27 protein-coding genes are annotated in these 25,066 nt (G+C 42.0%); 11 read left to right on the plus strand and 16 right to left on the minus strand.

The genetic code is table 11. The features are described from left to right. Positions 1 to 11: 11 nt before the first annotated feature. Positions 12 to 1,058: a nicotinate-nucleotide--dimethylbenzimidazole phosphoribosyltransferase gene (gene cobT, locus MKY93_RS13240; protein ID WP_340759449.1), complete on the minus strand. Its 1,047-nt coding sequence runs from the start codon at positions 1,056 to 1,058 to the stop codon at positions 12 to 14. Positions 1,059 to 1,208: 150 nt separating this feature from the next. On the opposite strand from cobT, the gene MKY93_RS13245 reads away from it, so the two are divergent. After that, entirely contained in the window at positions 1,209 to 1,709 is a 501-nt protein-coding gene (locus tag MKY93_RS13245) for a ferritin (RefSeq protein WP_078818155.1), read from the plus strand. A 36-nt stretch (positions 1,710 to 1,745) separates the two neighbouring features. Here MKY93_RS13245 and MKY93_RS13250 read toward each other — a convergent pair whose 3' ends face one another. From MKY93_RS13250 to MKY93_RS13270, 5 genes are all read right to left on the minus strand, one after another. Next, positions 1,746 to 1,937, minus strand: coding sequence for a cysteine-rich CWC family protein (locus MKY93_RS13250; RefSeq protein ID WP_340759452.1), 192 nt, complete (start codon positions 1,935 to 1,937; stop codon positions 1,746 to 1,748). A 13-nt stretch (positions 1,938 to 1,950) separates the two neighbouring features. Further along, positions 1,951 to 2,100: a hypothetical protein gene (locus MKY93_RS13255; RefSeq protein ID WP_009497879.1), complete on the minus strand. Its 150-nt coding sequence runs from the start codon at positions 2,098 to 2,100 to the stop codon at positions 1,951 to 1,953. Positions 2,101 to 2,116: 16 nt separating this feature from the next. Then, the gene (locus tag MKY93_RS13260; protein ID WP_040759352.1) at positions 2,117 to 3,115 is read right to left on the minus strand and encodes a YcjF family protein; all 999 of its coding nucleotides are present in this window, start codon (positions 3,113 to 3,115) and stop codon (positions 2,117 to 2,119) included. Between the two features lie 119 nt (positions 3,116 to 3,234). Then, positions 3,235 to 3,792: a DUF420 domain-containing protein gene (locus tag MKY93_RS13265; protein ID WP_340759456.1), complete on the minus strand. Its 558-nt coding sequence runs from the start codon at positions 3,790 to 3,792 to the stop codon at positions 3,235 to 3,237. Between the two features lie 244 nt (positions 3,793 to 4,036). Then, positions 4,037 to 4,927 (minus strand): LysR family transcriptional regulator, encoded by an 891-nt coding sequence (locus MKY93_RS13270; protein WP_009497882.1) that lies wholly within the window; start codon positions 4,925 to 4,927, stop codon positions 4,037 to 4,039. A 131-nt stretch (positions 4,928 to 5,058) separates the two neighbouring features. Between MKY93_RS13270 and MKY93_RS13275 the strand changes: the two genes are divergently transcribed. Beyond that, a complete protein-coding gene (locus MKY93_RS13275; protein ID WP_009497883.1) occupies positions 5,059 to 6,036 on the plus strand; it encodes a DMT family transporter in 978 nt (325 codons plus the stop codon). 67 nt (positions 6,037 to 6,103) lie between these two features. Here the strand turns inward: MKY93_RS13275 and MKY93_RS13280 are convergent, their stop codons facing one another. Beyond that, positions 6,104 to 7,720, minus strand: coding sequence for a methyl-accepting chemotaxis protein (locus MKY93_RS13280; protein ID WP_340759458.1), 1,617 nt, complete (start codon positions 7,718 to 7,720; stop codon positions 6,104 to 6,106). A gap of 262 nt (positions 7,721 to 7,982) precedes the next feature. On the opposite strand from MKY93_RS13280, the gene MKY93_RS13285 reads away from it, so the two are divergent. Then, positions 7,983 to 8,396, plus strand: coding sequence for a hypothetical protein (locus MKY93_RS13285; protein ID WP_340759460.1), 414 nt, complete (start codon positions 7,983 to 7,985; stop codon positions 8,394 to 8,396). A gap of 45 nt (positions 8,397 to 8,441) precedes the next feature. On the opposite strand, the gene MKY93_RS13290 is transcribed toward MKY93_RS13285, so the two are convergent. The 5 genes from MKY93_RS13290 to argC all read right to left on the minus strand — a co-directional run bounded on the left by MKY93_RS13290 (position 8,442) and on the right by argC (position 14,555). Further along, the gene (locus tag MKY93_RS13290; protein WP_009497886.1) at positions 8,442 to 9,983 is read right to left on the minus strand and encodes an S-layer homology domain-containing protein; all 1,542 of its coding nucleotides are present in this window, start codon (positions 9,981 to 9,983) and stop codon (positions 8,442 to 8,444) included. Between the two features lie 399 nt (positions 9,984 to 10,382). After that, positions 10,383 to 11,513, minus strand: coding sequence for an acetylornithine transaminase (locus tag MKY93_RS13295; RefSeq protein ID WP_340759463.1), 1,131 nt, complete (start codon positions 11,511 to 11,513; stop codon positions 10,383 to 10,385). Continuing rightward, positions 11,510 to 12,271 carry an acetylglutamate kinase gene (gene argB / locus MKY93_RS13300; protein WP_009497888.1) on the minus strand — a complete coding sequence of 254 codons (762 nt, stop codon included), beginning with the start codon at positions 12,269 to 12,271 and terminating at the stop codon, positions 11,510 to 11,512. Before argB ends, MKY93_RS13295 begins: the two co-directional genes overlap by 4 nt. Then, positions 12,252 to 13,475 carry a bifunctional glutamate N-acetyltransferase/amino-acid acetyltransferase ArgJ gene (argJ, locus tag MKY93_RS13305; RefSeq protein WP_009497889.1) on the minus strand — a complete coding sequence of 408 codons (1,224 nt, stop codon included), beginning with the start codon at positions 13,473 to 13,475 and terminating at the stop codon, positions 12,252 to 12,254. The genes argB and argJ overlap by 20 nt, the downstream gene beginning before the upstream one ends. A gap of 45 nt (positions 13,476 to 13,520) precedes the next feature. Continuing rightward, positions 13,521 to 14,555, minus strand: coding sequence for an N-acetyl-gamma-glutamyl-phosphate reductase (gene argC, locus MKY93_RS13310; RefSeq protein ID WP_040759359.1), 1,035 nt, complete (start codon positions 14,553 to 14,555; stop codon positions 13,521 to 13,523). A 199-nt stretch (positions 14,556 to 14,754) separates the two neighbouring features. Here argC and MKY93_RS13315 point away from each other — a divergent pair, with 199 nt between their 5' ends. The 5 genes from MKY93_RS13315 to MKY93_RS13335 all read left to right on the plus strand — a co-directional run bounded on the left by MKY93_RS13315 (position 14,755) and on the right by MKY93_RS13335 (position 19,589). After that, positions 14,755 to 15,534: an enoyl-ACP reductase FabI gene (locus MKY93_RS13315; protein WP_340759466.1), complete on the plus strand. Its 780-nt coding sequence runs from the start codon at positions 14,755 to 14,757 to the stop codon at positions 15,532 to 15,534. A 202-nt stretch (positions 15,535 to 15,736) separates the two neighbouring features. Beyond that, positions 15,737 to 17,062 carry a branched-chain amino acid transport system II carrier protein gene (brnQ, locus tag MKY93_RS13320; RefSeq protein ID WP_009497892.1) on the plus strand — a complete coding sequence of 442 codons (1,326 nt, stop codon included), beginning with the start codon at positions 15,737 to 15,739 and terminating at the stop codon, positions 17,060 to 17,062. A 188-nt stretch (positions 17,063 to 17,250) separates the two neighbouring features. Beyond that, positions 17,251 to 18,189 (plus strand): cation diffusion facilitator family transporter, encoded by a 939-nt coding sequence (locus MKY93_RS13325; protein ID WP_009497893.1) that lies wholly within the window; start codon positions 17,251 to 17,253, stop codon positions 18,187 to 18,189. A gap of 5 nt (positions 18,190 to 18,194) precedes the next feature. Beyond that, a complete protein-coding gene (locus tag MKY93_RS13330; RefSeq protein WP_040759364.1) occupies positions 18,195 to 18,650 on the plus strand; it encodes a hypothetical protein in 456 nt (151 codons plus the stop codon). Then, positions 18,651 to 19,589 carry a TRM11 family SAM-dependent methyltransferase gene (locus MKY93_RS13335; protein WP_009497895.1) on the plus strand — a complete coding sequence of 313 codons (939 nt, stop codon included), beginning with the start codon at positions 18,651 to 18,653 and terminating at the stop codon, positions 19,587 to 19,589. A 570-nt stretch (positions 19,590 to 20,159) separates the two neighbouring features. Here MKY93_RS13335 and MKY93_RS13340 read toward each other — a convergent pair. Both MKY93_RS13340 and MKY93_RS13345 read right to left on the minus strand, forming a co-directional pair. Further along, on the minus strand, positions 20,160 to 21,203 hold the full coding sequence (locus tag MKY93_RS13340; RefSeq protein ID WP_340759471.1) for a DUF4030 domain-containing protein: 1,044 nt from the start codon (positions 21,201 to 21,203) through the stop codon (positions 20,160 to 20,162). Further along, on the minus strand, positions 21,184 to 21,705 hold the full coding sequence (locus tag MKY93_RS13345) for an RNA polymerase sigma factor (protein WP_009497897.1): 522 nt from the start codon (positions 21,703 to 21,705) through the stop codon (positions 21,184 to 21,186). Before MKY93_RS13345 ends, MKY93_RS13340 begins: the two co-directional genes overlap by 20 nt. A 272-nt stretch (positions 21,706 to 21,977) precedes the next feature. Between MKY93_RS13345 and MKY93_RS13350 the strand changes: the two genes are divergently transcribed. Genes MKY93_RS13350 through MKY93_RS13360 form a run of 3 tightly spaced genes read left to right on the plus strand, consistent with a single transcriptional unit; the run spans position 21,978 to position 23,372 of the window. Next, positions 21,978 to 22,397 carry a hypothetical protein gene (locus MKY93_RS13350; RefSeq protein ID WP_040759367.1) on the plus strand — a complete coding sequence of 140 codons (420 nt, stop codon included), beginning with the start codon at positions 21,978 to 21,980 and terminating at the stop codon, positions 22,395 to 22,397. Positions 22,398 to 22,451: 54 nt separating this feature from the next. Next, on the plus strand, positions 22,452 to 22,868 hold the full coding sequence (locus tag MKY93_RS13355; protein ID WP_340759475.1) for a hypothetical protein: 417 nt from the start codon (positions 22,452 to 22,454) through the stop codon (positions 22,866 to 22,868). Between the two features lie 45 nt (positions 22,869 to 22,913). Next, on the plus strand, positions 22,914 to 23,372 hold the full coding sequence (locus MKY93_RS13360; protein ID WP_009497900.1) for a GNAT family N-acetyltransferase: 459 nt from the start codon (positions 22,914 to 22,916) through the stop codon (positions 23,370 to 23,372). A 140-nt stretch (positions 23,373 to 23,512) separates the two neighbouring features. On the opposite strand, the gene MKY93_RS13365 is transcribed toward MKY93_RS13360, so the two are convergent. Both MKY93_RS13365 and MKY93_RS13370 read right to left on the minus strand, forming a co-directional pair. Next, on the minus strand, positions 23,513 to 24,214 hold the full coding sequence (locus MKY93_RS13365; RefSeq protein ID WP_040759369.1) for a hypothetical protein: 702 nt from the start codon (positions 24,212 to 24,214) through the stop codon (positions 23,513 to 23,515). A 2-nt stretch (positions 24,215 to 24,216) separates the two neighbouring features. Continuing rightward, positions 24,217 to 25,023 (minus strand): ATP-binding cassette domain-containing protein, encoded by an 807-nt coding sequence (locus tag MKY93_RS13370; protein WP_078818166.1) that lies wholly within the window; start codon positions 25,021 to 25,023, stop codon positions 24,217 to 24,219. Between the last annotated feature and the right edge of the window lie 43 nt (positions 25,024 to 25,066).

Consider the following 25,066-nt stretch of genomic DNA (forward strand, 5'->3'; position numbering starts at 1 on the left):
GTTTTTTCATGTCATTCATTCTTACCGGAGACCCCTGCGCTTTCGAAGGTCGCCATTTCATTGACCATGTAGACAGCAGATTGAATGATGCTAAAAGCTACCGCTGCACCTGTCCCTTCCCCAAGTCTCATGTCCAGTGAAACAATTGGTTCCTTCCCTAAGTATTCATAGGCTTTTTGATGGCCCGGCTCCATAGACTGATGGCCAAGTAACATATAGTTCACTGCACCTTTTCCAATACTCTCCGCAACGCATGCAGCCGCCGTAGAAATAAATCCATCCAACACAATTGGTATCCGATTCGATGCGGCTGCCAGCATTGCACCCGCCATTGCAGCAATTTCCAAGCCGCCGACTTTGCGTAGTATGTCGTAGCCATCTTGTCGGTCCGGCTGATGAAATTCCAGAGCCTGTCGAACGACGTTGATTTTATGTACATGCTGTTCAGATGAAATTCCTGTTCCGAAGCCCACAAGCTCCGCAGGATCCATTCCCGTAATAGCCGCGACAATCGCACTGCTCGTAGTTGTATTACCGATACCAACTTCTCCTACTACTAGACAGTCTACTCCTTTATCAAACAGTACCAGTGCTTCCTCGTAGCCTATTTGTATCGCTCTCTCTACTTCTTCCTCTGTCATTGCCTCTGTACGTAAGAAATTTTGAGTACTTTGGCGAATTTTGCGGTTTTTCACTAGTCCCGTAAAATCATCACCGATCACACCGACATCCACCAATGAAAATTCGGCTTGCTGCTGTCTGCCAAATACATTAATCGCAGCTCCGCCTTGCGCCATATTGTCTACCATTTGACGTGTAACTTGTTGCGGGAATGCCGAAATCCCTTCTTCGACGATGCCGTGATCCGCAGCGAACACGATAATACCGAGCTTATAGATGACCGGTTTGCGATGCCCCTTCATTTCGGCCAGTTGCATGACAATTTCCTCTAATTTCCCTAAGCTTCCGACCGGCTTTGTCAGCATATCCAAGTAAGCCTTTGCTTCAACTCTTGCCTCTGTATCCAACATGGGGACATTGTAGTTATTCAATTTCATTCCTACTTTCTTGTTGTTCTTTAACTTCTCTTTACTAGTATATCATCCGTTGCGTGTATAGGCATATTTAGGAATGAAGGCTAGTTCCTTTAGGTTCAATTTACACCAATATGGGTATAGATAGGGTATAAAGAAAAGGAGACGATGTACATGATCAGCGAAAAATTAGCACAAGCTCTGAATGAACAAATGAATAATGAATTCGCCGCCGCGCAAACGTATTTATCCATGGCATCTTATTGTGAATACCGCAACTATAGCGGATTTGCTCACTATTATTTACAGCAAGTAGAAGAAGAGCGGTTCCATGCCATGAAAATTTATTCCTACTTAAATGACCGCGGTATTCATGCAGTCATTACGGAAATTCCCGCGCCTACTACTTCTTTCGAAAATCTTGTGCATACTTTTGAAGTTGCGTTAGAACAGGAGAAAAAAGTAACAAAATCATTTTATGCAATCATGGATTTGGCATGGGAAGAAAAAGAACACGCGACAATCTCATTCCTCAACTGGTTCTTGGATGAACAAGTCGAAGAAGAAGCGACATTCGATAAGCATATCGAGTATTTGAAACGAATTCGCGATGATAAGAATGCGCTGTTCATTTACGAAAAGGAACTGGCGACACGCTCGTTTGCAGACGAATAAAAATAGGCAAGCGCCGGTCGTCAGACCTTCGCTTGCCTATTTTCCTGCAGTGATACGCTTCAGACAACTTTGACAAACACAGCGTTTGTGCAATTCTTCCCTCGGAATTTGACCATACACTTCATCAGGAAATTTTTTGTCTGTACACCAGCATTTGCCCCCATCTTTCAAATTTCCATTACCGCATTGGTTATGCCCGTTGCAAATCGGACATACTGTCTTCCCCATTCCATTACCCTCTTCACATACGGTGTTTGTCCAACTCCGCAGTATTTTTCTTTTCCAGCTCTTCCACTCGCTCCTCCAATTCCTTATTGCGTTTCATGCTTTCCATCGAGTAAAGCCCTGCCAGTAAAGCGACCACAAATGTGGCATAATTAAACCACTCCATACAACCCGCCCCTTTTTCACTTTTCTTTCTTTAAATACATCTTGTAAACTTTCTTCAATGTCTCAGGCTTTAAATCCATATCATTTTCATACATATATTTCACAGCATAGCCGAGTGCGACAGTCATGGAACCAGCAACGCTAGCAGCCACGACCATTCCAGCGCCCGGTATGACTTTGACGATTTGACGAAATGCTGTTTTGCCGATATTCCCAACCACCGTTGCAATGATTAATTCCTTTGCGTGGTCTTTCGTAATCGGTTTTCCGTATAGAGTTGAAAGTTTCAACATCAAACCAACTTGTAAAGTGGTCAGCGGAACAAAGTCCGCTCCAGGAATAGGGACTGCGCCGATTGCGGCTGCCGATGCTCCAGCCGCCAAAATCCACCTTTTTGCGATGGATGGCTTATCTGCCATATTGGCCGCCAGCAAGAGATCCTTATTCACTTCCTTCAGCTGCTGAAGAATTTCTTTCTGCAATAACTCCATATGTTCTCCAGTCTTGGAGGAAATCGGAATGACAGGATACGCAAACTCAGTATGCTCTAGTATGTAGTTCACTAAACTTGGAATATCATCTGCCGCATCAATTTTATTCAGCACTATAATGACTTTCTTATTAAAAGTGGCAATTTTATTCAGTGATTTCAATTCCGTATCCGACAGCACAGTGCCTGCTGCATTTAAGAAAAATAAAATTACGTCGGCTTCATTGTAAAATTTTAATGTTTCTTGAGAGTGTTCTTGGTAAATATCATCGAGTCCCGGCGTATCGACAAACAGGATATTGTCTCGGTAGTAATACTTTTTGACTTCTTTCGTCTCTCCCGGTTGCGCTCCCACTTCAGCTACACTTTTTTGCATAAGCCGATTTAAAGTAGAAGATTTTCCTGCGTTGACATCCCCAATCATCGCAATCAATATTTCTTTCTTTAACTGTTCATTAATATCATCCGATTCTTGTTGAAAAATCTGATCGAATGCGTCATTTGACATGAAATTAGAAGTATTCATTCCTTCACATCCATTCATTTATTTTCAATACTCAGTTTAGTCTGTTGTAAAAAAGAGCATCAGTCATTCTACCTCTTCTGACTGATGCCCTTTTAAGTTGTTTACCAAACAATCTTCCCTTAATAATAAGGCGAAATCAATATATACACAAGTACCCCGGTCAAGCTAACGTATAACCAAATCGGCATCGTCCATCGTGCAATTTTACGGTGACGCGCGTTTTCCATATTCCAAGCTCTGGCGACACTTGTCAAAGCAAGCGGAACAATTACAGCAGCTAAGACAATATGAGAAAACAAAATGAAATAATAGAAACCAGCCATGAAACCACTGCCGCCATACGGAGTCGATTCAGCTAAATAATGATAGGCCACATAAGTGACTAAGAACAATGCAGTCGTACTGAATGCAGCGTATATGAATCGTTTATGAACCGTAATATTTTTCTTCAAAACGGCGACCAAAGCGCACACTAAGAAAATAAAGGTAAAACTATTAAAGATGGCATTCAAAAGAGGCAAGATCGTAATGTCGAAAGCAGTAAAGTCTTCGGCTCCCGGCAGACCTGACAGCACACCGATTGCTCCAATCAAAATCACCGAAATGATAATGATGGCCGGTCGGTAATTGCGCTTTTTGAATGAACTGGAACTAGCTGTTTGATTGCTGTAATTCATCTATTGTCACTCCAATTCTATATTTATCAATTATGCCTCAGCATAATTGCGTCCGGATTTTTTCGAGCTTGCTCGAAAAGCTCCCTTAAAAACCCGTTACATCCCCCCGAAATTCAGCAGGCGTTTAAACACCCTCTGAACCGCAATAAAATCACATTCTTCATACCACATGCAGATTTAGAAGTATACTGCTGAAATCAGATAAGCTACCCTTCATATTAGCATAAGTAACCTATCGTAGACCTCAAATTTGTGTCGAATTTTGCAATTGATTCGATGTTTCTTGATGGAAGTCTTCAATGACTTGAATGAACTTATAGATCGTCGGAGTTAAATACGAATCGGCACGGCGGACGAAAACAGTTTTAATCTGACTATACTCCGATGGCAAGTGATAGCAATGAACGTGACCTTGTTCCACTAGATGAGCGACAGCCGATTTTGGAACGAATGTCACGCCGAGACCTGCTGCTACACTACCGAGAATGGTCTCCAGCGTACCAAATTCCATCATTTTCGTCGGTTTAAATTGTTCATCCTCCAGCCACTGTTCCAATCGGGCACGATAGCCGCATCCTTTACTGAAGCATAAAATCGGTTCATCTTTGATATCTTCTTTTGATTGAAACGGCTTGTCGGAAACAAGGACGAGTTCTTCCTCCAAAACGTCATGGACCGCTAAATCAGGGTGCGTCGTGCCTTCGGAGATGAAAGCACCGTCCAATTGGTGGTGAAGCACTTTATATTGCAATTGTTCAGTGACGCCCGTCAGTAAAGATAAATCTACTTGTTTGTATTTTTTATTGTATCTCGAAAGAATGACCGGAAGTTTGATAACCGTTTCTACAGAGCCGATTTCCAGTTTTCCGGACGGCTCTTTGTCGTTTTGTACAACTTTCCTCATCTCATTCGTCAATGATAGAATTTTCTCGCTGTAGATCAACAGTCTTTTCCCTTCGGGCGTTAAAATCATCCCTCTATTATGGCGATTGAATAACGGTGTCTTCAGTTCATTCTCCAACTTCTGAATGCGAGAAGTAATATTCGATTGAACGTAGCGCAGTTCTTTTGCCGCCTCCGTAATTGTGCCTTTTTCGGCTACCATTTGAAATATTTCCAAGTCTTTAAACTCCATCGTCATCCCCCTTTTCTTCTGTCTCTTTTATGATATCAATAATAATGATAGTAGTCATCATTATTATTCGTTTTACATGATGTCTATTTTCTAGTTTACTAGAGTAAGTACTTCGAGGGGAGTTTGGTCCAATGAAAAACAAAATTATATGGGGAGCGTTTCTATGTTTTATCGCCAGTGCATCATGGGGCGCGATGTTCCCTGTTGCCAATAGCGCATTTAAAGCAATTGATCCCTTTTATTTCACATTGATTCGCTACGTATCGGTAACAATTTTACTCGTCATTTTATTGTGGTGGAAAGAAGGAAAACAGGCTTTTCGCTTGGAGAAGAGGGGTTTATCGCTTTGGTTTTTCGGTACGATGGCATTTGTTGTCTACAACTTGTTCATCTTCTGGGGCGAAGATCTGATGGGTGAACCGGGAATCATGGTTGCTTCCATTTCAGAAGCCATGATGCCGATGATTTCCATTGTAATCGTTTGGTTCATCAGCAGGCAAAAGCCGCATGGTTTTACATTAACATGTGTATTTACTGCATTTATCGGTGTGATGCTCGTCATTACAAAAGGTGATTTACGAACATTTTTGACTGCGACGGATGATATAATTCCGTCCTTGCTCATCTTTTTAGCTGTGATCGGCTGGGTGGTCTATACGATGGGCGGCAATCAGTTCAGCGAGTGGTCTTCATTGCGTTATTCCACATTAAGCTGTCTGCTCGGTACTGCCACAGCTTGTGTCATCGTCTTTTTCGTCACGTTGACTGGTTATATTTCCGTTCCGACACTTGCAACTGTGCAAACAGTTAGTCCGCATATGCTGTTTATGATTGTTTTCCCCGGTATCATTGCATTGCTTGGCTGGAATGTCGGAGTTCGAATTTTGTCACCATTAAATGGTCTACTATTCATCAACTTTGTTCCAGTGACTACATTGGTCATTTCGTTTGTGCAAGGTTATCAGTTGACGGTGTTTGATTATATCGGTACGGTATTCATCATTCTTTCTCTTGTCGGCAATAACATTTTCTTGCGGTTGCAGCAAAAGCGCAAAGACGAAGTACGACAATACAAGAAACAATCTGCCGAGCCTAGTGTTTCGGCTTAAACATGAAAAGTAAACAGGCGATGCAAACCAACTGGTTTTGCATCGCCTGTTTCGTTGTTTGTGTAAATCAAAATTTAAAGCGGTGAACAATGCGGTTCAGCGCGGCAGCTTGGTCTGTCAATCTGACCGCGTCACTCGCCAACTGTTGAATTCCTTCGACTTGCTCATCCATTCCCGCAACGGTTTCTGTAACACTATCCGTAAATTGTTCGGAAATGATTGTGATCTGCTCGATAATTCTTTCAATCTGTTCGCCGTCTTGAATCATTTCTTCCGCATGACGACTGTTGTTATTGACAGCAGATTTCGTATCGATCACCGCTTCATTCATTTGATGGATGGATTGACCGGCAACTTTGACGATTTCCACACCTTCTTGAATTGTGTCGGTATTCGATTCCACTTGCTGTACCGCAATTTTCACTTCATTGTTGGTTTGCTCGAGTGTTCGCACCACGTCATTCGCAAAATCATTCGTTTCTTCAGCGAGTTTACGGACTTCATTGGCAACAACGGAGAAACCACTTCCCGCTTCACCCGCCCGTGCTGCTTCGATGGATGCATTCAGTGCCAATAAGTTGGTCTGCTCCGCGATTTTCGTAATCAGAGATACTTTTTGAATGACTTGATGGATGTCTTCCGCCACTTGCATGATTTTCTGGGAAGATTTTTGCACGGCTTCATTTATTTGCTGCATCTTTTGCTCGGATTCTTCAATAGCTTGGCTACCCTCTTCTGCTGCTTGAGATGCATCTTCAGACTTTGCGAGCGTCTGCTGGATACGCGCTTCCATTTCACGGATGCCTTGCATCATCGTTTGGACCATGGCGTTTGCTGACTGTAATGAAGAAAGTTGTTGCTCCGTTCCGACCTGGAAGTTTTGCATGGTGTCCCCATATGCCGTGAAAACACTAGATAAGCGTTTCGCTTCAGATGCTTGATCTTGACTAATTTGGTCAACGATACCGGATGAACTATCCAGCTCTTTGACGATGTTTTTCGTGCCAATCACCATTTTATTAATTTCAAATCCAATTTGATTGAATTCCGATCTTGACCGTTCAGTGACTTCCGCCGTCAAATCCCCTGTCGAAATTTTTCTCGTGACTTGGCGCCAGGAACGGATGCCAATCATGACGGTTTTATAGAGTGCTATGATTGTAATAGCAGAAATAAGAAGCGATGCCACCGAAAAAATCAGCCCTTGGTTGAAAGGTAAATCAAGAAGATATGCAATCAGTGCCATGATAAGGGCTGGCAGTAGAATAGCGCCCGTCATGCCGTAAAGAATATACTTTTGATGAACGATCCGACCGAGACGTAAACTATAGCGAGTGCCGTTTGATTTGATGATTGGGGCGGATGCGTCAATAAGACGTTCACCTGATTGTCGTTCATATATTTGCAGTAAAGGTTGGTCAGTATTCGCAGCTTTCAAGCCAACAGGATCAGAAAATAACGTTCCTTCCCATAATCGGTTTGTATGGATGTAGCTGCGCCCTGTCTCGTCGACGATGACAAAGTATTCATCTTCATTCAACTCATCATCCAGCAATCTATGAAGCTGTTTGTAATTTTTTTCAAATGAATGTTCATTTTCCACTAGAGGTTGAATGCGTTTTGTTACTTTTTCTACTTTGTTAAGCGCTTTTCTTGCAGATGATGATCTTAATAGCTTCTCCATTCACTTTCCCCCATCCGTGCGTATCTACTATATATTTACTATAGCATAAAGTGTGAGGAAAGTTATACGTATTTTGAATATTGTAGTTATTGAGCTGGCGAATTTGCAAAATGCAAATCTTCAATTACTATCTAATAATCCAGTCAGACAATAAAATTCCAATCTCCCAAATCTAGTTTAAGCCTCTTAATTTGATTTGCGCGATGGATTCTTTTACACTTGTTTACGCAAAAGATTTAGTCCTCAATAGGAGTGGTACTTAATGAAGAAATGGTGGTTACTTCCCGCGTTGGCGATAGTCTTGGCAGCGTGTGGAAACAACGAAGAATCGCAACCCAAAGAAGAAGAGGAGATTGCGAAGGATACGATAGAATCTGAAGAGGAGTCGGTAACATCTCCTGATAGCGAAATCGCGCCGGAAGATGAGCCGGAAGATCATTCAGCTTCGTCTGCTTCCGACTTATCAGGGTATGAAGAGTCTGCTGTATTAGGCGAGCATATGCCAATCTATAAGCTTACATCCCACGTGGAGACAGACAATCCCGGTAAACGAATTATCTTATTTGAAAATGGACGTGGTGAAAAAGTCTATAAAAGTATTTTTATAAAACATGACCGCTTCTTGAAAATTATCGATTTGAAAGATGATCAGCTACTGTATAAAGACAAATTATAAGATTGAGAAAAAGCGCGCAGGCCATGGTCTGCGCGCTTCTCCTATTTAACGAAGATATCTTCTAGCTCCAGCGTATTCTGATTTGTATGGTTCAAGTGTCAACGGCACAATTTCGACAGTTCTTTTCGGATTCGGTGCGTGGATCATTTGACCATTGCCAATATACATACCGACATGATGCACGGTCCCTTTTCCTTTATTGTAAGCAAAAAACAATAAGTCACCCGGCTGCAAATCTTTTTTCAAGACTTTCATACCATTGACCGCTTGCACGGAAGCATCCCGCGGCAAGTTGATGCCGTGTTGGCGGTAGACAGAATAGGTAAAACCTGAGCAATCGAGGCCGAAACCTGAAGTACCTGCCCATAAGTAGGACAACCCGTCAAAGATTTTAGCAGTCTCTACGATTTGCTGAGCTGTCGGGTTCGGCAAACTTTCTTTTGCATTTACCAATTTCACAGTATTCTTATTAATATATTTCACCCCGTCCGTTGGGGTCTGCACAGCGATTCGATCGCCTGTCTCTCCGACAACTGGCAGGGTGGTGTTGAAACTGATCGTTCGGAATGGTTTTTTTCCATTTTCATCATGAGTCAGAATGGCTGTTTTTGTTTTCACCATAGCCGTTTTACATGTTGAATAATTTGGATAAACAGTTGCGAGATGGTTCTTCGGCAGCCAGCCAGGATAGCCCGCTGCATGTTTTGGTGAGCTTTGATCTACAACTGCGACTTGCGCCCAATCCCCTTTTGTCTGCAGTACTTTCACAGTTTGTCCATAAAGAACCTGTGTCTCCAACTTACCAACAAGCCATTGTTTTTGCGGCAGGGTCATGGAAGATACCCATTTACTAATGTCCGGTGTTTTACCGTTCGCATATGAATCTACCGGACGTTTCGTGCCAGGCTGTTTCCATAATGTTGAGACCGGGACAGTGACAACTTGCTGAGCTTTATTGTCACCGATATAACAAGCGGGCGTATTTTTAAAGCTTGGCTCCAAGATTCTGGCAAGGAACACCGCGAAGTGCCCGCGCGTTAAGGAATCATTCGGCTTAAATGTATTGTCTAAAAATCCAGTTGTAACGGATTGAGCAGATAACGTTTGAATCGCAGGCAGTGCCCAATAGGAAGCAGGTACATCACGGAATCGATAGCCGGATGTTCCTTTCAAGTCAAATGCTCTGACGAATACAGCCGCCATCTGTCCGCGTTTCAAGTTGCCATTCGGCAGGAATTCCTGATTTGCATTGCCCATAAAAATGCCCTCGTCCACCATTGTCGCAATCAGCTGATAGTGCGGATGGGATGACTTGACGTCTGAAAGTTCCACAGCTGGTCGATTTTCCATCGAAAGCTTCAATGCACGCTGAATCATAGCGGATGCTTCGAGTCGCGTAATCGGTTCATTGACACGGTACTTTTGGTTGGGCTTTTCTATAATAATCCCTTGTTCGACTAAGTATTTTATTTCGACGGAGGCAGAATGCTCATCTTTCACATCAGGAAAAATGGCTGCCAGTGATGACAGTGGCAGTACATACGCAGCGATCAAAACAGCCAACAGCAAGCTGTATAGTTTTTTCAAATCTAGGACACTTCCATTCTAGTTGTTTTTCATTAACTATACCTTAGCCTGATTTCTTTGTATAGAAAAAATTCCAAAAAAGGGTTGTGTAGTAAGACGTGGAGACACTAGATGTGCTGGGCAGTAAGTGGATTCATTTGAGGGGGATAAAGCTGTTCTATAGGCGTTTGAAGCGAATTTATGATCGCGTTCATTGTGTTTATGATCACTTGGAGGAGGTGTATGAGCGGTTAGAGATGAGATATGAGCGACGGCATAATTTTATGAGCGCATTTAGGTAGATTATGAGCACGAAGCAACAATTGACGAAATAAAAACTAGGGCTATCAGGAAAACGTTCCAGATAGCCCTTCCATGTTGAATTGCAGCTCACCGACTACTTTAATTCAAGTGGTTCCTCTATACCAATATGTTCTTTAAAATCCCAACAGCCTGATCGATTTCTGCTTGAGAAACCGTCAATGGCGGCAATAGTCGAATGACATTTGCTCCGGCTGGCACAAGTAGCAGTCCTTGCTTTTCAGCTTGTTGAATGACTGGCCCGATTACTTCATTGGAATGAATACCTATCAATAGACCGTTACCGCGCAGTGAATACTTCTCGGCTGGCAACACTGCTTGTAATTGTTTTTTAAAATAAGCTGATTTGTCTTGAACAGCTTGCAAAAACGCAGGATCAAAGACATGATCGACGACCGTTTGTGCGACCGCAATCGCTAATGGATTCCCACCGAACGTCGTTCCATGCGAGCCAGGTCCGAACGTGTCGAACAAGTCTTTTCCTGCAAGGAGTGCGCCTATCGGGAAACCACCGCCAAGCCCTTTTGCAAGCGTGATGATATCCGGCTTCAGTGCTGTCTGCTCGTACGCATAACGAGTCCCCATACGGCCGATTCCTGTTTGGACTTCATCAATCACCAATAAAATCCCATAGTGCTGACAAACTTCCATAATCGCTTGCGCAAATGCAGGTTCGACCGAATTGACTCCCCCTTCGCCTTGGACAACTTCAAGCATGATAGCTGCCACGTTTTCATTCGCTGCGTCCGTCAGTGCTTCTACGTCATTGAAAGGCAATGCTTCAAAACTTTCAAGCATTGGACCGAAACCTTGCTTGATTTTATCCTGTCCTGTCGCAGCCATTGCCCCGAACGTCCGTCCATGGAACGATTGTTTGAACGTCAGGATCTTATGCTTTCCTGTATGTTTCCTTGCAAGCTTAATGGCCGCCTCGTTCGCCTCAGCTCCGCTATTGCAAAATAGTGCATACGCGAGATCCGTATCTTTCGTCAACGATTCCGCTAACTTTTCCTGTTCCGGACTTTCGAATAGGTTCGAGATATGCCAGAGTTTTTCACTCTGTTCTTGTAACGCTTTGACAATCGCAGGATGAGCATGGCCTAAACTGACGACTGCGATGCCGCTCGTAAAGTCCAAATACTCTTTTCCTTGATCGTCTGTGACGACAGTGCCCTGTCCTTTGACAAGGTGCACCGCACGTCTCGCATAGTTATTAAACAAAGAAGTCACACGATTGCCCCCTCATTGGTAATGACCGTCCCTGTCAGCTGTTGACCGACAATCTGAACGGAAGGAATACCTGCTTCCAGACAGTCCATTGCTGCCTGAACCTTCGGGATCATTCCTCCATAGATATCTTCCGTCTCAATCCAGCGATGAATATGTTCCGGCATCACATTCGCCTGAGGTTGATTCTGAATTCGAATTCCCGGCGTATCCGTCACGAGCAGTAAGCTTTCCGCTTCAACCGCTAACGCAATCTGACTGGCTACAGTATCCGCATTGACATTCAACGGCTCCCCTGCAGCCGTCGCCCCGATACAGGAAATGACCGGAATTACATCTGCACTGAGTAATGAATCCAAAATATCCGTTTGTACGTGCTGAATTTCGCCTACATAGCCATACGTCTCGAAATCCAACAGATCACAAGTGAAAAGATTTGCATCAAAACCGCTCAGCCCAATCGCTTTAACGCCTTGCTCATTAAAACGATGAACAAGCGCCGGATTGACTTGACCGATTAAAATGGATTGGACGACACCAATCGCTTCTTCGGAAGTAACACGAAACCCATTAATTACGGAAGAAGTAATCTCACGAGCCGCCAGTTCCTCATTAATATTCGGTCCGCCGCCATGGACGATAAGTAATTGTATGCCAGCTTGCTGCAATTCTTTCACGCGATCAAAAAACGATTCACTCAATTCATCCAGCATACTGCCACCAAGTTTTATAACCTGTCGCTTATGTGCGATAGGTTGCATTGATTTGGACATAGTCATAAGTCAGATCGCACCCCCATGCGGTACCCTCACCAGTTCCCTGGTTCAGTTCCACGACAAATTTCACTTCATGCTGCTTCAAATAAATGAGCAGTTCATCTTCCGAAAAAGGAATCGGCTCGCCGTTCTCCACGACGAGTGTCGTACCGATATAGATTTTGATGTCGTCCGGATCAATCGTCGCGCCACTATACCCAACTGCAGCGATGATGCGGCCCCAGTTTGCGTCACAGCCGAATACCGCTGTCTTCACAAGCGGTGATCCTACAACTGACTTCGCGATTTTACGTGCCTCTTCATCAGAGACAGCGCCTGTCACTTTCGTTTCAATTAACTTCGTTGCACCCTCTCCGTCTTTCGCAATCATTTTCGCCAAGTCACGCGCTACCGCGTGCAATGCGTTTAAGAAAGATTGCCAATCAGGGTGTGAAGGAGTCAGTGCATTATTTCCTGCCATTCCATTTGCCATCACAAGAACCATATCATTTGTCGACGTATCCCCATCCACTGTGATGGAATTGAACGTCACGTCTGTAATGTCTTTTAGCGCCTGCTGCAGGTGTTCAGATTCAATATTCGCGTCCGTCGTAATGAAGCCGAGCATTGTCGCCATATTTGGTTCAATCATTCCTGAACCTTTCGCCACACCTGCAACGACCACTTCGCGATCATCGATAGCTGTTGCATATGCTGTATTTTTCGTCACCGTATCCGTCGTCAAAATAGCTTGTGAGAATTGAATCGAGCCTTCTAAACTATCTAATGGCTGCAGTTGCTCTATACCAGCCAACAACGGTTCCATTTTCATCTGTTCTCCGATCACACCTGTTGAAGCAATGCCGACTAAATTTTGATCGATCCCTAAATGTTCGGCTGTTTTTTGCTGCATCGTCAAAGCATCTTTCATGCCTTGCTTGCCTGTACAAGCATTCGCATTGCCCGAGTTGATGACAACCGCCTGCATTTTCTGCGTTTCATATACCACTTGCTTGGTTACGCTAAGCGGAGCTGCCTGGATCGCATTCGTAGTGAAGACACCCGCAACACTTGCCGGCACTTCGCTGACCAATAATGCCAGATCGTTTTTCTTATGTTTCAGTCCGCAATGAATGCCGACTGCTTTAAACCCTTTTGGTGAGATAATATTTTTACGCGAGATGCGCTTCATGCTTTCGATGGTTTCCATATACGTGCTCCCCTCAATTCCGGTATTTTCTGTGTGAGCTTCTTATCAAATAAATAATGGAATATTATCAATTCCAGTCGTTTCATCCAGACCATATAAAATGTTCATATTTTGGATCGCTTGGCCGGAAGCTCCTTTTACAAGATTATCGATGACAGCTACTATCGTCGCTCGATTTGTGCGCGGATCTACCTTGACATGTATATCACAATAATTGGAGCCGTATACTTGTTTCGTTCCGATCTTCTGGATATCTGTCAGGACTCGGACGAATGGACTCTCTTTATAGGTTTCTCTTAAACAGTCTAGTAGTTGTTTTTCAGTTACCTGTTTATTCACTTTTGCATAGCTTGTTGCCATAATTCCTCTCGTCATCGGCACGAGATGCGTTGTGAATGTGATCGGTTCAGGCTGATTCGCGAATAGATTCATCGCCTGCTCGATTTCAGGTATATGCTGATGCTGATGAAGTTTATAGATGGAGAAGTTTTCATTCGTTTCACTGAAATGCGTTACCGCACTCGGTTTATTACCAGCGCCGGAAACCCCGCTTTTTGCATCGATGACTAACTGGCTGCCATCGATCAATTCATTTTTTAATAGCGGCAACAATGAAAGTAACACCGCCGTTGGATAGCAACCCGGATTTGCAATAAACTCCGCCTCTTTGATTTGCTCTTTATTCCATTCGGGCAGCCCATACACACTTTTCTCCAAAAATTTCATTTCAGGGGCGTCTTTTTGATACCACTCTTCATATAAAGAAGGATCTTTTAATCTGAAGTCACCTGCTAAGTCGATTAGCTTCGGCCCTACCCCTACAAGAGGAGGAAGTAACGAAGTGGTCACTCCTGCCGGTGTACTGAAGAAAACTGTGTCAAGTTGCCGGATATGTTCCTGCTCTATCGCCTGCATCGGTTGGTCGTGAATCGTCACGAGATGCGGATATTTCTCAGAAAATACAGTCCCCACTTCGGAGGATGTGAATAAATCAATCTGCTCAATTTCCGGGTGGTTGTGCAGCAACCGAATCAATTCGAGGCCACCATACCCGGACGCTCCTATGATTCCTACCTTCAACGTCATCACCTCATTATTCATTACAGCTAAGTATACTTGTGCATAATTATAAAGTCAACTGTATTTTTATTTATTGACAGTCAATTCAAAAAAGGTGAATTTGCTACTGTAGAAAAGCTACATCTTCAATCGCACAATATGGTACTATTATGAAGAGTATTAGAAGCTACAGTGACGAATGAAAATTCAGGAGGTTATTATGGTAGATTTATTAAAATTGTCAGGAAAAAATATTGTCATTATGGGTGTCGCAAATGAACGCAGCATTGGTTGGGGAGTTGCGAAAGCATTATTTTCAGTCGGTGCGAATGTTATTTTCACTTATCGAAAAGATCGATCCCGTGAGAAATTGGAGAAGGCTTTAGAAAAGAATGATCTGCAGGCTACGCAAATCGTGCAATGTGATGTGAATAGTGATGAAAGCATGGCTCAAGCTTTCAAAACGATCGGAGAACAAGTAGGTGTCATTCACGGACTTGTGCATTCTGTCGCCTTTGCACACCAAGAAGATTTGCGTAATCCATTCGTTGAAACAACCCGTGATGGATATGCATTTGCGCAAGACTCCAGTTCATATTCATTGGTTGCAGCAGCACGTGAAGCACGCCAGTACATGACAGAAGGCGGCGCAATCATAACGATGAGTTATTTAGGAGCGGAACGTGTGCTTGAAGGATATAACGTAATGGGGGTTGCCAAAGCAGCCTTGGAAGCATCTGTACGCTATTTGGCGTCTGAACTTGGAGAACAGAATATTCGTGTCAATGCGATCTCTGCCGGTGCGGTCCGTACACTGTCTGCTAAAGGAGTTCCTTCCTTTAATACGATTCTCGGTCAAATCGAAGAACGCGCTCCACTGAAACGCAATGTCAAACCGGAAGAAGTTTCCGATATGACAATTGCGATGTTAAGCAACTTGTCTAGCGGTGTGACAGGCGAAGTGATTTATGTGGATGCCGGCTATCACATTATGGGGTAATAGATGCAGGATTCTCATTTTGAGAATCCTTTTTTTGCTTTCCATGAGTACAATTACGTGATTCAGAGAATTCTATTCTGTATACTTGACAGAACATTAGTACATATCATATAGTATTACGGCAGCAGATTGGAATTTAATATGCATACAGAAAATTAACAAAATACATGCGCTTCTCAGAGTTCTTCAGGAGGAATTATAAATGAATAGTTTTACCAGGTTTGACACGATAAAACTAGGGCTGACCATGTTCGCCCTTTTTTTTGGCGCAGGGAATATGATATTTCCTCCACTTCTTGGTCAACAAGCGGGAACGCAAATGTGGATCACGCTTGCTGGATTTCTGATCACTGGTGTAGGACTTCCCTATCTTGGCGTAATTGCTGTGACAATGAGTGGAAATCAGCTGAGTGACTTGGCAGGAAAAGCCTCTCCTATATTCGCAACATTCTTTCCATTTATCGTCTATTTGGCACTCGGACCGTTTTTCGGTGTACCGCGAACAGCAACTGTGTCTTTTGAAATTGCCGTGTCACCTTTTGTACCGTCTTCTCATCACGGGCTGGCATTGGCGCTATTTTCGATCGTCTTCTTCGCTGTGACGGTTTGGCTTTCAATGAAACCGAATAAAATGGTCGATCGTTTTGGCAGCCTTTTGACACCTGTGCTTCTTGCCATCGTAACGCTTATTGTTGTGATCGGTATTGTTAATCCATTGGATGCGGCAGGAGCGCCTCAAGGTGCTTTTGCAGAAGATTTCTTCATTAAAGGATTTATAGAAGGATACGGCACGATGGACGCGATGGCCGCGCTCGTTTTCTCTATTATCGTCATTAACGCGGTGAAAGCAAAAGGAATTACAGATAGGAAAGCCATTACCTCCATTACGATGAGAGCAGGTCTGATTGCGGTTGTCGGATTGAGTCTCGTATATGCTGGGCTCGCCTATCTAGGAACAACAAGCCGTGGCGTAGCAGCCGGTGCAACGAACGGTGGAGATATATTGGCAAAGCTCGCTTATGCATTAATGGGAAATAACGGACTATACCTGCTTGGAGCTGCGGTTACACTCGCTTGTTTGACGACGTCGGTAGGATTGGTATCCGCCAGTGCCACGTATCTTTCAAGAGTCGTTACAGCGATTCCTTATAAAGCATTTGTGGTCATTATTTGCGGGTTTTCCACGATCGTCGCGAATATTGGTCTGACGAAATTGCTTGCTGTGACGATTCCAGTGTTGATCGGTATCTATCCGTTAGCAATCGTACTGATTTCATTCCGCCTATTCCATAAGGTGTTCAGAGGTTACCATGAAGTATACATATTCGGTTTAGTCGCCGCTGGTGTAATCGGACTCTTTGATATGCTGATTGCTTTTGGCTTGGAGTTGAAACCTGTAGTCAAGGTACTCGGATACTTGCCCCTATATGAGCAAGGTGTCGGCTGGATCGTGCCAGTTTTAGTGTTCGGCTTGATTGGTTTTGTAATTGCTTTCGCGCAGGGCAAACCGAGAGTCACGCAGGATTAAGTGGTCTGTCTCTCCTCAGTTGCATAGAATATCGTTTCATGGGATAATGGACTAACTACAAATGAATGAGTGATCGCAATGAAAATTCTTAACCAAATCCAACAATTAAAAATGTTTCAAACCTCACCTACAACAGGTGAGGTTTTTTTGTTGCTTATAGGAAACACTAGTAGAGGGGGAAAAAAATAATGATCAATCTCAATCAAAGTCAAAATCATTCTGCTTCTGCTATTATGGCAATCTGGATTAGTTTGCTGAGCAATATCGTCTTAACCGTTTTAAAACTAATCGTCGGGTTTGTTTTTAGAAGCCCTGTGTTACTTGCCGACGGCTTCCATAACGCAGGAGACGTCGTCGCTTCAGCCGCTGCTCTAACTTCTATGCAGATTTCAAAACGCCCTGCTGATGAAGATCACCCATATGGTCACGGCAAGGCAGAAGTGATCGGGTCCGGTATTGTCGCGATCATTTTAGGACTAGCCGCCATTTATATCGCATTCGAAGCGGTAAAGGCGCTATTCGAAGAACCTGCAACGGCCAGCAAAATTGCTTTGTTGACGGCAGTGATCTCATTCATTTGGAAGTATGTACTGTACGTCTATACGATGCGCATCGGGAAAAAGGAAAATAGTAAAGGATTGATCGCAACGGCATACGATCATTTGGCAGATGTCTACGCTTCACTCGCCGCAGTCGTCGGGATTGGCCTGGCGTTAGTTGGAGATCTTTTTGACATTCCCTTCCTTTCTTATGGCGATCCATTTGCCGGTATCGTCGTGTCGGTTCTCGTTTTTCGGTTAGCAATGGAGATCGGTAAAGAGAGTATGGATATTCTTATGGAGAAAAGTGTCAGCGATGAACGTCTCGCTGCGTTTGAAACAGTTATTCTCTCTGTACCTGAAGTGAAGAGAATCGATCGTCTTCGCGCGAGAGAACATGGCCATTACGTGCTGGTCGATATTCGAATTGGTGTAGAGGGAAATTTGACGGTTCAAGAAGGTCATGTAATTTCGAGCAGGATCCGAAATATGATCATGGCGCAAAATGAAGATGTCGACGAAGTGTTAATTCATTTAAATCCGTGGTATCCCGAAAATGAATCCGGTATACTTACTAACGAGGAGTGAACGAAATGAACCCATTAACAATTGATGCATTGGAAATCTGTCTAAAGGAAACTGAAGAAACACTACGCAGCGCAGACTCCGCCTTTTTAAAGGAGCCGATATCCTATCTAAAATCTCACTTACCTGAATTTCTTTACGTAGAATCCCCTGACTTTGACGACTACAAAGTGGATTCACTCGTAATTGAAGTAGATGATATTTTTGGAACATATATGGTGCTTTTCGGTTTACAAGGGAAGAAAAAAGAAGGAGATGCGATTCGTTCTTATATCGAATCCATCCTTCAGCAACAACTCATTGGATTCAGTATCTCTTTTTCAGATAACGAAGGTCTGTGGGAAGTGAATATGCCGCTTGATCCAATTGAAGGTTTTGAAGAGTCCATGCCAATCGAGCAAGTGCTTCAACTTCTTCACCAAGCACTAGATGGTCTGCGCAACCAAATGAAAGCAGGTAAGTAAGTGAGGTCTCCAAAATTTATTTATACGTATATCCGCCATCGTGATGAGCAAGAACTATGTCAGATGGAAATGCGTGCTTTTTTCGGAAAAGACGTGCAGGACAATGTCATCCAGAGCGATATGGAAATCAATCCATCACGCAGTCCATTTATGCAAGCACGACTTGATGTATGGATTCAGGCAGATAGTGCGGATTCATTGGCAAAACAAGCTTCTGAACTAGAAATTGGCCAATCATTCAAGACGGTTTGCCTCAATGATATGGAGCTGGCCGGTACCCCGAAGATCGGTCATGCCGAACGCCGTAAAGTCGAACGAAATGTCGGACTACAAATAAAGGGTGAGCCTGAGCTGGATGATCCCAAAGTATTGATTGGGATTATACAATTGGCGGATCAGTGGTATGCAGGAAAGCTGACCCGAAGTTCATCCGACTGGCATGCACATCAACAAAAGCCCCATATGTATTCGACTGCGCTCGGTACTCGATTGGCAAGAGCAGCTGTGAATATTGCTGTGCCACATCCTGAAGGTGTGCGGGTGATCGATCCATGCTGTGGAATCGGGACCGTGCTGGTGGAAGCTTTATCGATGGGGATTCCGATCGAGGGACGGGATATTAATCCGCTAGTCGTCTATGGTTCAAGAAAAAACATTGCGTATTTCGGCTTGGAAGGCACTGTGACAATCGGACCAATCTCAGAAGTGAAAGAAACGTATGACATTGCGATTATCGACATGCCTTATAATTTGTTTACGCATATTACAGCTGAGGGACAACTGGAGATTTTGAAGGAAGCCCGTCGTTTTGCCAAAAGCTGTTTGATCATTACGATTGAAAACATGGATGAGATGCTTGCAGTAGCTGGGTTTCATGTGGCGGACCGGTGCCTTGCGCGGAAAGGGACATTTTCTCGAGAAGTGGTTTTGTGTACATAAAAAGAGGCTATGACAGAACGAAAACATAGTCCGTTCCCCTGCGCTCCAAAAGGCACGCTCTTGAATACTAAATGGGTGAGCCTGTAAATATGGCGTACAATAGAAAAAATGCATGAAGGCGAAATTTGTCCTTCATGCATTTTTGAAGTTATGTCCCAGCCACTTATCTCATATCAACAATTTTAAATTCTATAAGAACACTTAAATATTCCTTGTAATAGATTCATTTCACATTTCCTAATAGAATTTTAGGTAGGAGTATTCAATTTTTTTCATGGTAGCCAGCTCCGCTACCTCGCCTTTGTATATTAAATCAAACGTATACTGATCGTTAGTTGAATAAGTTTTGTCCCCATCTTTTTCACTTTACCTCTGTTCCTTTATAATTATATACAGCTTTCCAATGTTCACTTTCACCTTTAAATTGATATTCATTGGGTTTTTTTCTAAACAAGCTGTCAACATTATGATTGTGAATGCTGCGCAAATATCTTTTTCAACTTAATCCCCCCTGCTGTATACTTCGTTAAACCGGAAGAAATTCCTACTTATTCCAATAATCCTCTCAACTTAATTTGCTATTTCAATGAAAGGTGTTTCCTTATCTTCCATTAATTGAATTGTGTACTTGTCATCACGAATGATCTCTTGTATCTCTGGAAGAGCTAAATATTCCCGTATCGCCTGTTCAATTTCTTCCGTAGTTTCTTTAGAAGTCAGTTGGTCCAAGTTTGATTTAATATATACATAGGCACGCCCGTTTTTCACTTTATACGATATACCTTCCAGTTGATACCTTGATTTCCCTGCCAATGCATCGTGTATATCCGATACAATATAGGCCCATCGGTTATCTTGCTGCCGATGTTCCAAATTGAAGGTTGTTACTTTTACATCCTTCACCTTTAACTTTTCTTTCTTTATTTCATTTTCAATATCTGCGATAATTTCCGTGCTCTCTAAAATATGATCCGGCATATCAATGGTGACGGTGTTCGAAATCCAGGATGTCTTCAAACCTGCCAATTCATGATCTGCTTCTTCGGCATAACCATACGCTGTAAACACTTCCTTCACAATCTCACGTACTTGATCATAAAGATCATTTGATTTTTGTGGACGTGGTGTATCCAATGCTTGAAGAATCTTCACTTCATAGCTGTCATAGCCATTTTCCGATAAAAAGCCCAGTATTTTCGGTTCAAGTTCTTTTGTAGCTTGCTTCAACGTAGAATCATTCAGTTCGAGTGCTATTTCAATGAGGTATGGAGATGGCAAGACCCCTACCGAACTCACCGCATACCCCTCCGCTTCCACTAATTTAAACAGTTGTTCTGTTAAATCGGACGTGTCCTCACCGTCTGAAATACTAGGCGTAATCGATATAGGCAAAACCTTCGCAGCAAGACCAGCCATAGTAGTTGAATAAAAAGGAGACAGGATGAAAAAAGCCATACATACCATGACTGCAACATAAAGGTACTGTTTTGTTTGGCATCTTTTGCTGCGAATTGTGCCATTCATAATTTTAGTTCGTAGTTGACTTTTGGATTCTTTCGTCATCTTTAGTTCTTGTTCCAGATCCTTAAATTCTTCATCCATGAAATCTTTCATAGGTAAACCCTCCTTTTATCAGTTCATTTTTCAATTCAGCCAAGGCTCGTTTCAACGTCATTTTGACCTTGCTTTCAGACCAGTTTAGAATGTCGGCTGTTTCTGCAGTAGAAAACTCTTTTAATTTCCTCAAAATAATTACATGCCGATAAGTCAGCTTTAATTGTTGAATCGTCCGGTAAAGTTGTTCCGTTTGATCATTCATCGCAACAATCTGTTCAGGCATAGGCTTGAAATCTTTTTCATGCATTGTTAAACCTAAATAATGTTGCAGCGGATGTTTTTTTCTGAAATAGTCTTGTGTGACATTAAAAGCAATAGCAAATAACCACGTTTTCGCTGTCGATTGCTGTTCAAATTTCGAATAATTCTTATGTGCTTTCAGGAACGTTTCCTGGGTCAAATCTTCTGCTTGTTGATAATCTCTCACCATTAAGAGTATGTAGCTTAAAATAGATTCTCCATATTCATCGAACCATTCAACCAAGTCGTCTTCTTTCAAAGATGTTCACCTCTTTCTATATACTTAGACGGAATCTGGAATGGAAGCGTCACGTTTTTATAATTTCATTTTTAATCAGTGAGTAAAAGTGATCGCTCAGCAACATATATCACGAATCAAGGAAAAAAGCATTAATCCGCTGTTGGATTAATGCTAATGAAGTGAATCTATTTAAGTTAGCTATAATCCATGCCACTAAACAAAAATAAAACTGCTTATTTGTATGGTAAAATTAATCTAAAGTTAACATGGAGGTGACTTTCATAAAAAGGTTGTTAGCAGCAATAGTTGCAGCTATTATTTTCGCTGTCATTTATTCATCTATTTCCTATGTTCCGCAGTCACAGCGTGAATATAATACGTATTACTTCGGATTCTTTGAAACAGCTTTTTTCGTCATATTATATGCTGGACCTGTTTTTCTTATGGTCGGGATCCCTTGTTCGATACTGATTGATAAATTATCTGAATTAGGAAATCTGCATTCAAAGAAAAACAAGTACATTAAAAGACTGATATTCTATTCAATTGCAGGTCTATTAGTTGGCACTGTCTTCCCTCTAATTTTGATGCCAGGAGATAATTCACTGTCTATCCTCTTTTGGTATAGTCTCATTGGATTTGCGGCATCCACTATCTATTACCATGTACTATTATTGATAACTAGTAATAACCTATTTAAAAGTAAATGATTTAAATTGAAAAGGTGAGTTATGAAAACGTTCGTCAAATTACTTATTGGATTCATGTCCGTGTTTACGCTAACTGGTTGTTTCGGTGAGGAGTATGATTTTACTCCACCCACTGTTCTTTTATCAGATCCTAACACCTTAGAAAGTGTCAAATTAATTGAGACGAATATTGATTGGAATTCTGATAAGGTATACAAAAAAGTAACGGAAGACTATGTAGCTTTTGCAAAAAGCCAAGAACCTTTGCATTTCAGTTCTAAGCAGAAAGTGGATATAGAATTTGATAGTCAGGATTTTGCTGTCGAAGAGCTTAGCGTAGCAGTGTGGGAAAATGATAAGCAGATAGAATTGGAATTACATGACGACCGAAGCTTTTATTTTCCAAAAGAAAAAGGCAAATATGTGCTCGAGGTACAGCTGATTTCTGATAAGGGTAACGCTCAATATGTAGGAAATATTATTATCGAATGAAAACGAAACGACAAATTTTCAGCAAAGCGGAAAGAGAGAAAGATCATGATAAAAAAAATTGATATAAAGAATGAAACAATTGCTGAAGAACTATTAAAACTTCAACTGCTTTCTTATAATGTAGAGGCAGAGTTAATTGACTTCTACGAGATACCTCCATTGAAAGATACCATCAAAACATTACAACAGTGCGATGAAATTTTTTATGGTCATTATGAACAGGACGGGGAGTTAAGTGGGGTAATTTCCATTAAGGTAGAAAAGAATGTCCTAGATATACACCGATTAATGGTGCACCCAAAGCACTTCAGAAAAGGCATCGCCAATATGTTATTGGCATTCGTTGAAGGCAGTGAGAAAGAAATTGATAAAATTATCGTATCAACAGGAACCAAAAACACGCCCGCAGTACGTTTCTATGAAATAAACGGATTCTCAAAAACAGGTGAAACTAGAATAACAGAACAACTTTCCTTAACTTCTTTTATTAAGATTCTTCACTGAGCATATACCTAGAGAACTGGTTGCATAGCCCAATAAAAGATTGATGAAATGAAGATGCCGCTAATTTTTTGAGAATTAGCGGTGTTTTTTAGTTTAGATGCTGAATAATCGGTCAATAATTAAGCACCCAATCAGGCGACTTATTCCTTTTTTATAAACAATCTTATCGTCAATATGAATGCCAGTATGATATAAACCACTATCCACATCGCATCCATCCAAAAATCCATTGCAATGCCATACAATGCATCATCTGTAAAATGGATAATGACTTGGGTTATGGGAGGAAACGGTAAAAGAATCCATTTAAATATAGACAGCTTCTCCGCAATTCCTTCCCCCGCCAATGACACGGCAATGACGAACATGGATGAGAGCCATGCAAACCGTTTTGAATCCTTCTTTATAATAGAGAAAAAGGATCCGAGCAATATACCGAATATTGCTGACACCAAATGTCCGTAAATGACAACACCCAATTGAAGCATTTGAATGTCTTCCTTAAATATAGAAAAGGTTAATGGATACACTATTGCACTCATACCCATCACAAACGCAAAGAGGAAGCAGACGAACCATTTACCATATAAGTACAAACGTTTGCTTTTCAGTTGAACAATCAACAAATCTTTTTCTCCATTTTCCTCTAATGAAAATACAGACATCGCCACCCACGTCATAATTAAATATAATGAAATACATGTAACTGCATAACTGCTCAAAATTGGAACACCGCTGTATGTATAAAAAATGATAATCCATGCTCCGAATAAGGTGATTGGTGGAATGAATGTCAACGAGCGGATATAACTTTTCAGTTGATATTTAATGTAACCTGGCATTATCATGCTTTCTCCTTCACTTCCAGTATGGAGCAGTTCATTTGGAGCAACTTCAGTAATAGTTCATCACTTTTTTCTTGATCCACAGTAATTAGTGCTGTATTGCCGTCAAATTGTATTCGGTTAGGCGGTATAAAACCTAAGTCCTTTTCATCAATAAACTGTACGCGGATCCACTTTTCCTTTTTAAAGTGTGGCTGATAGGAAGTCATTTTTCCGGAACTAATATGTAAAATATCTGTTGCCATTTGTGAAACTAATCCCTCGTCATGTGCTGTAAATAGGATTGGCATTTGCCCTCGAATCTCTTGCAATACAGAGATCAATGTTTGTTGTGATTTCAGATCCAATCCAGTTAGCGGCTCATCTAAAAGAAGGATTTCAGGGCGCATGAGCAATGCTTGAATAATCCCCACTTTCTGTTTCGTACCTTTTGAACAAGCCTCAAGGGGCATAGATAAAAAAGGACTTAAATCAAATAAATCAACATAGTTTGCAATCAGCTGTTCTTTCCCCTCTTCAGCCGCATGAAAGGAAGCTGTAAGAGACAAGTATTCTTTCACTTTAAAACGAATGCCTTCGGGAAAGTGTTCTGGTACATATCCAATTTTGTTCGTATTCCTAATCACTTTACCATCTGTTGGTTCGTAAATGCCTGCTAAAACTTTTAACAATGTACTCTTACCTGAACCATTGCTCCCCTGAACAAACAACACTGATTTCTTTTTACAAGTAAAGGATATATTCTCAAACAAACGATTCCCATCAAAATCCTTACTAACATTACGCGCTTCCAAAACAACCGACACTCATGCACACTTCCTTTCCGAATGTTACATATTAATGAGAATA

The sequence above is a fragment of the Sporosarcina sp. FSL W7-1283 genome, from assembly GCF_038003105.1.
Taxonomy (GTDB): Bacteria; Bacillota; Bacilli; order Bacillales_A; family Planococcaceae; genus Sporosarcina; species Sporosarcina newyorkensis.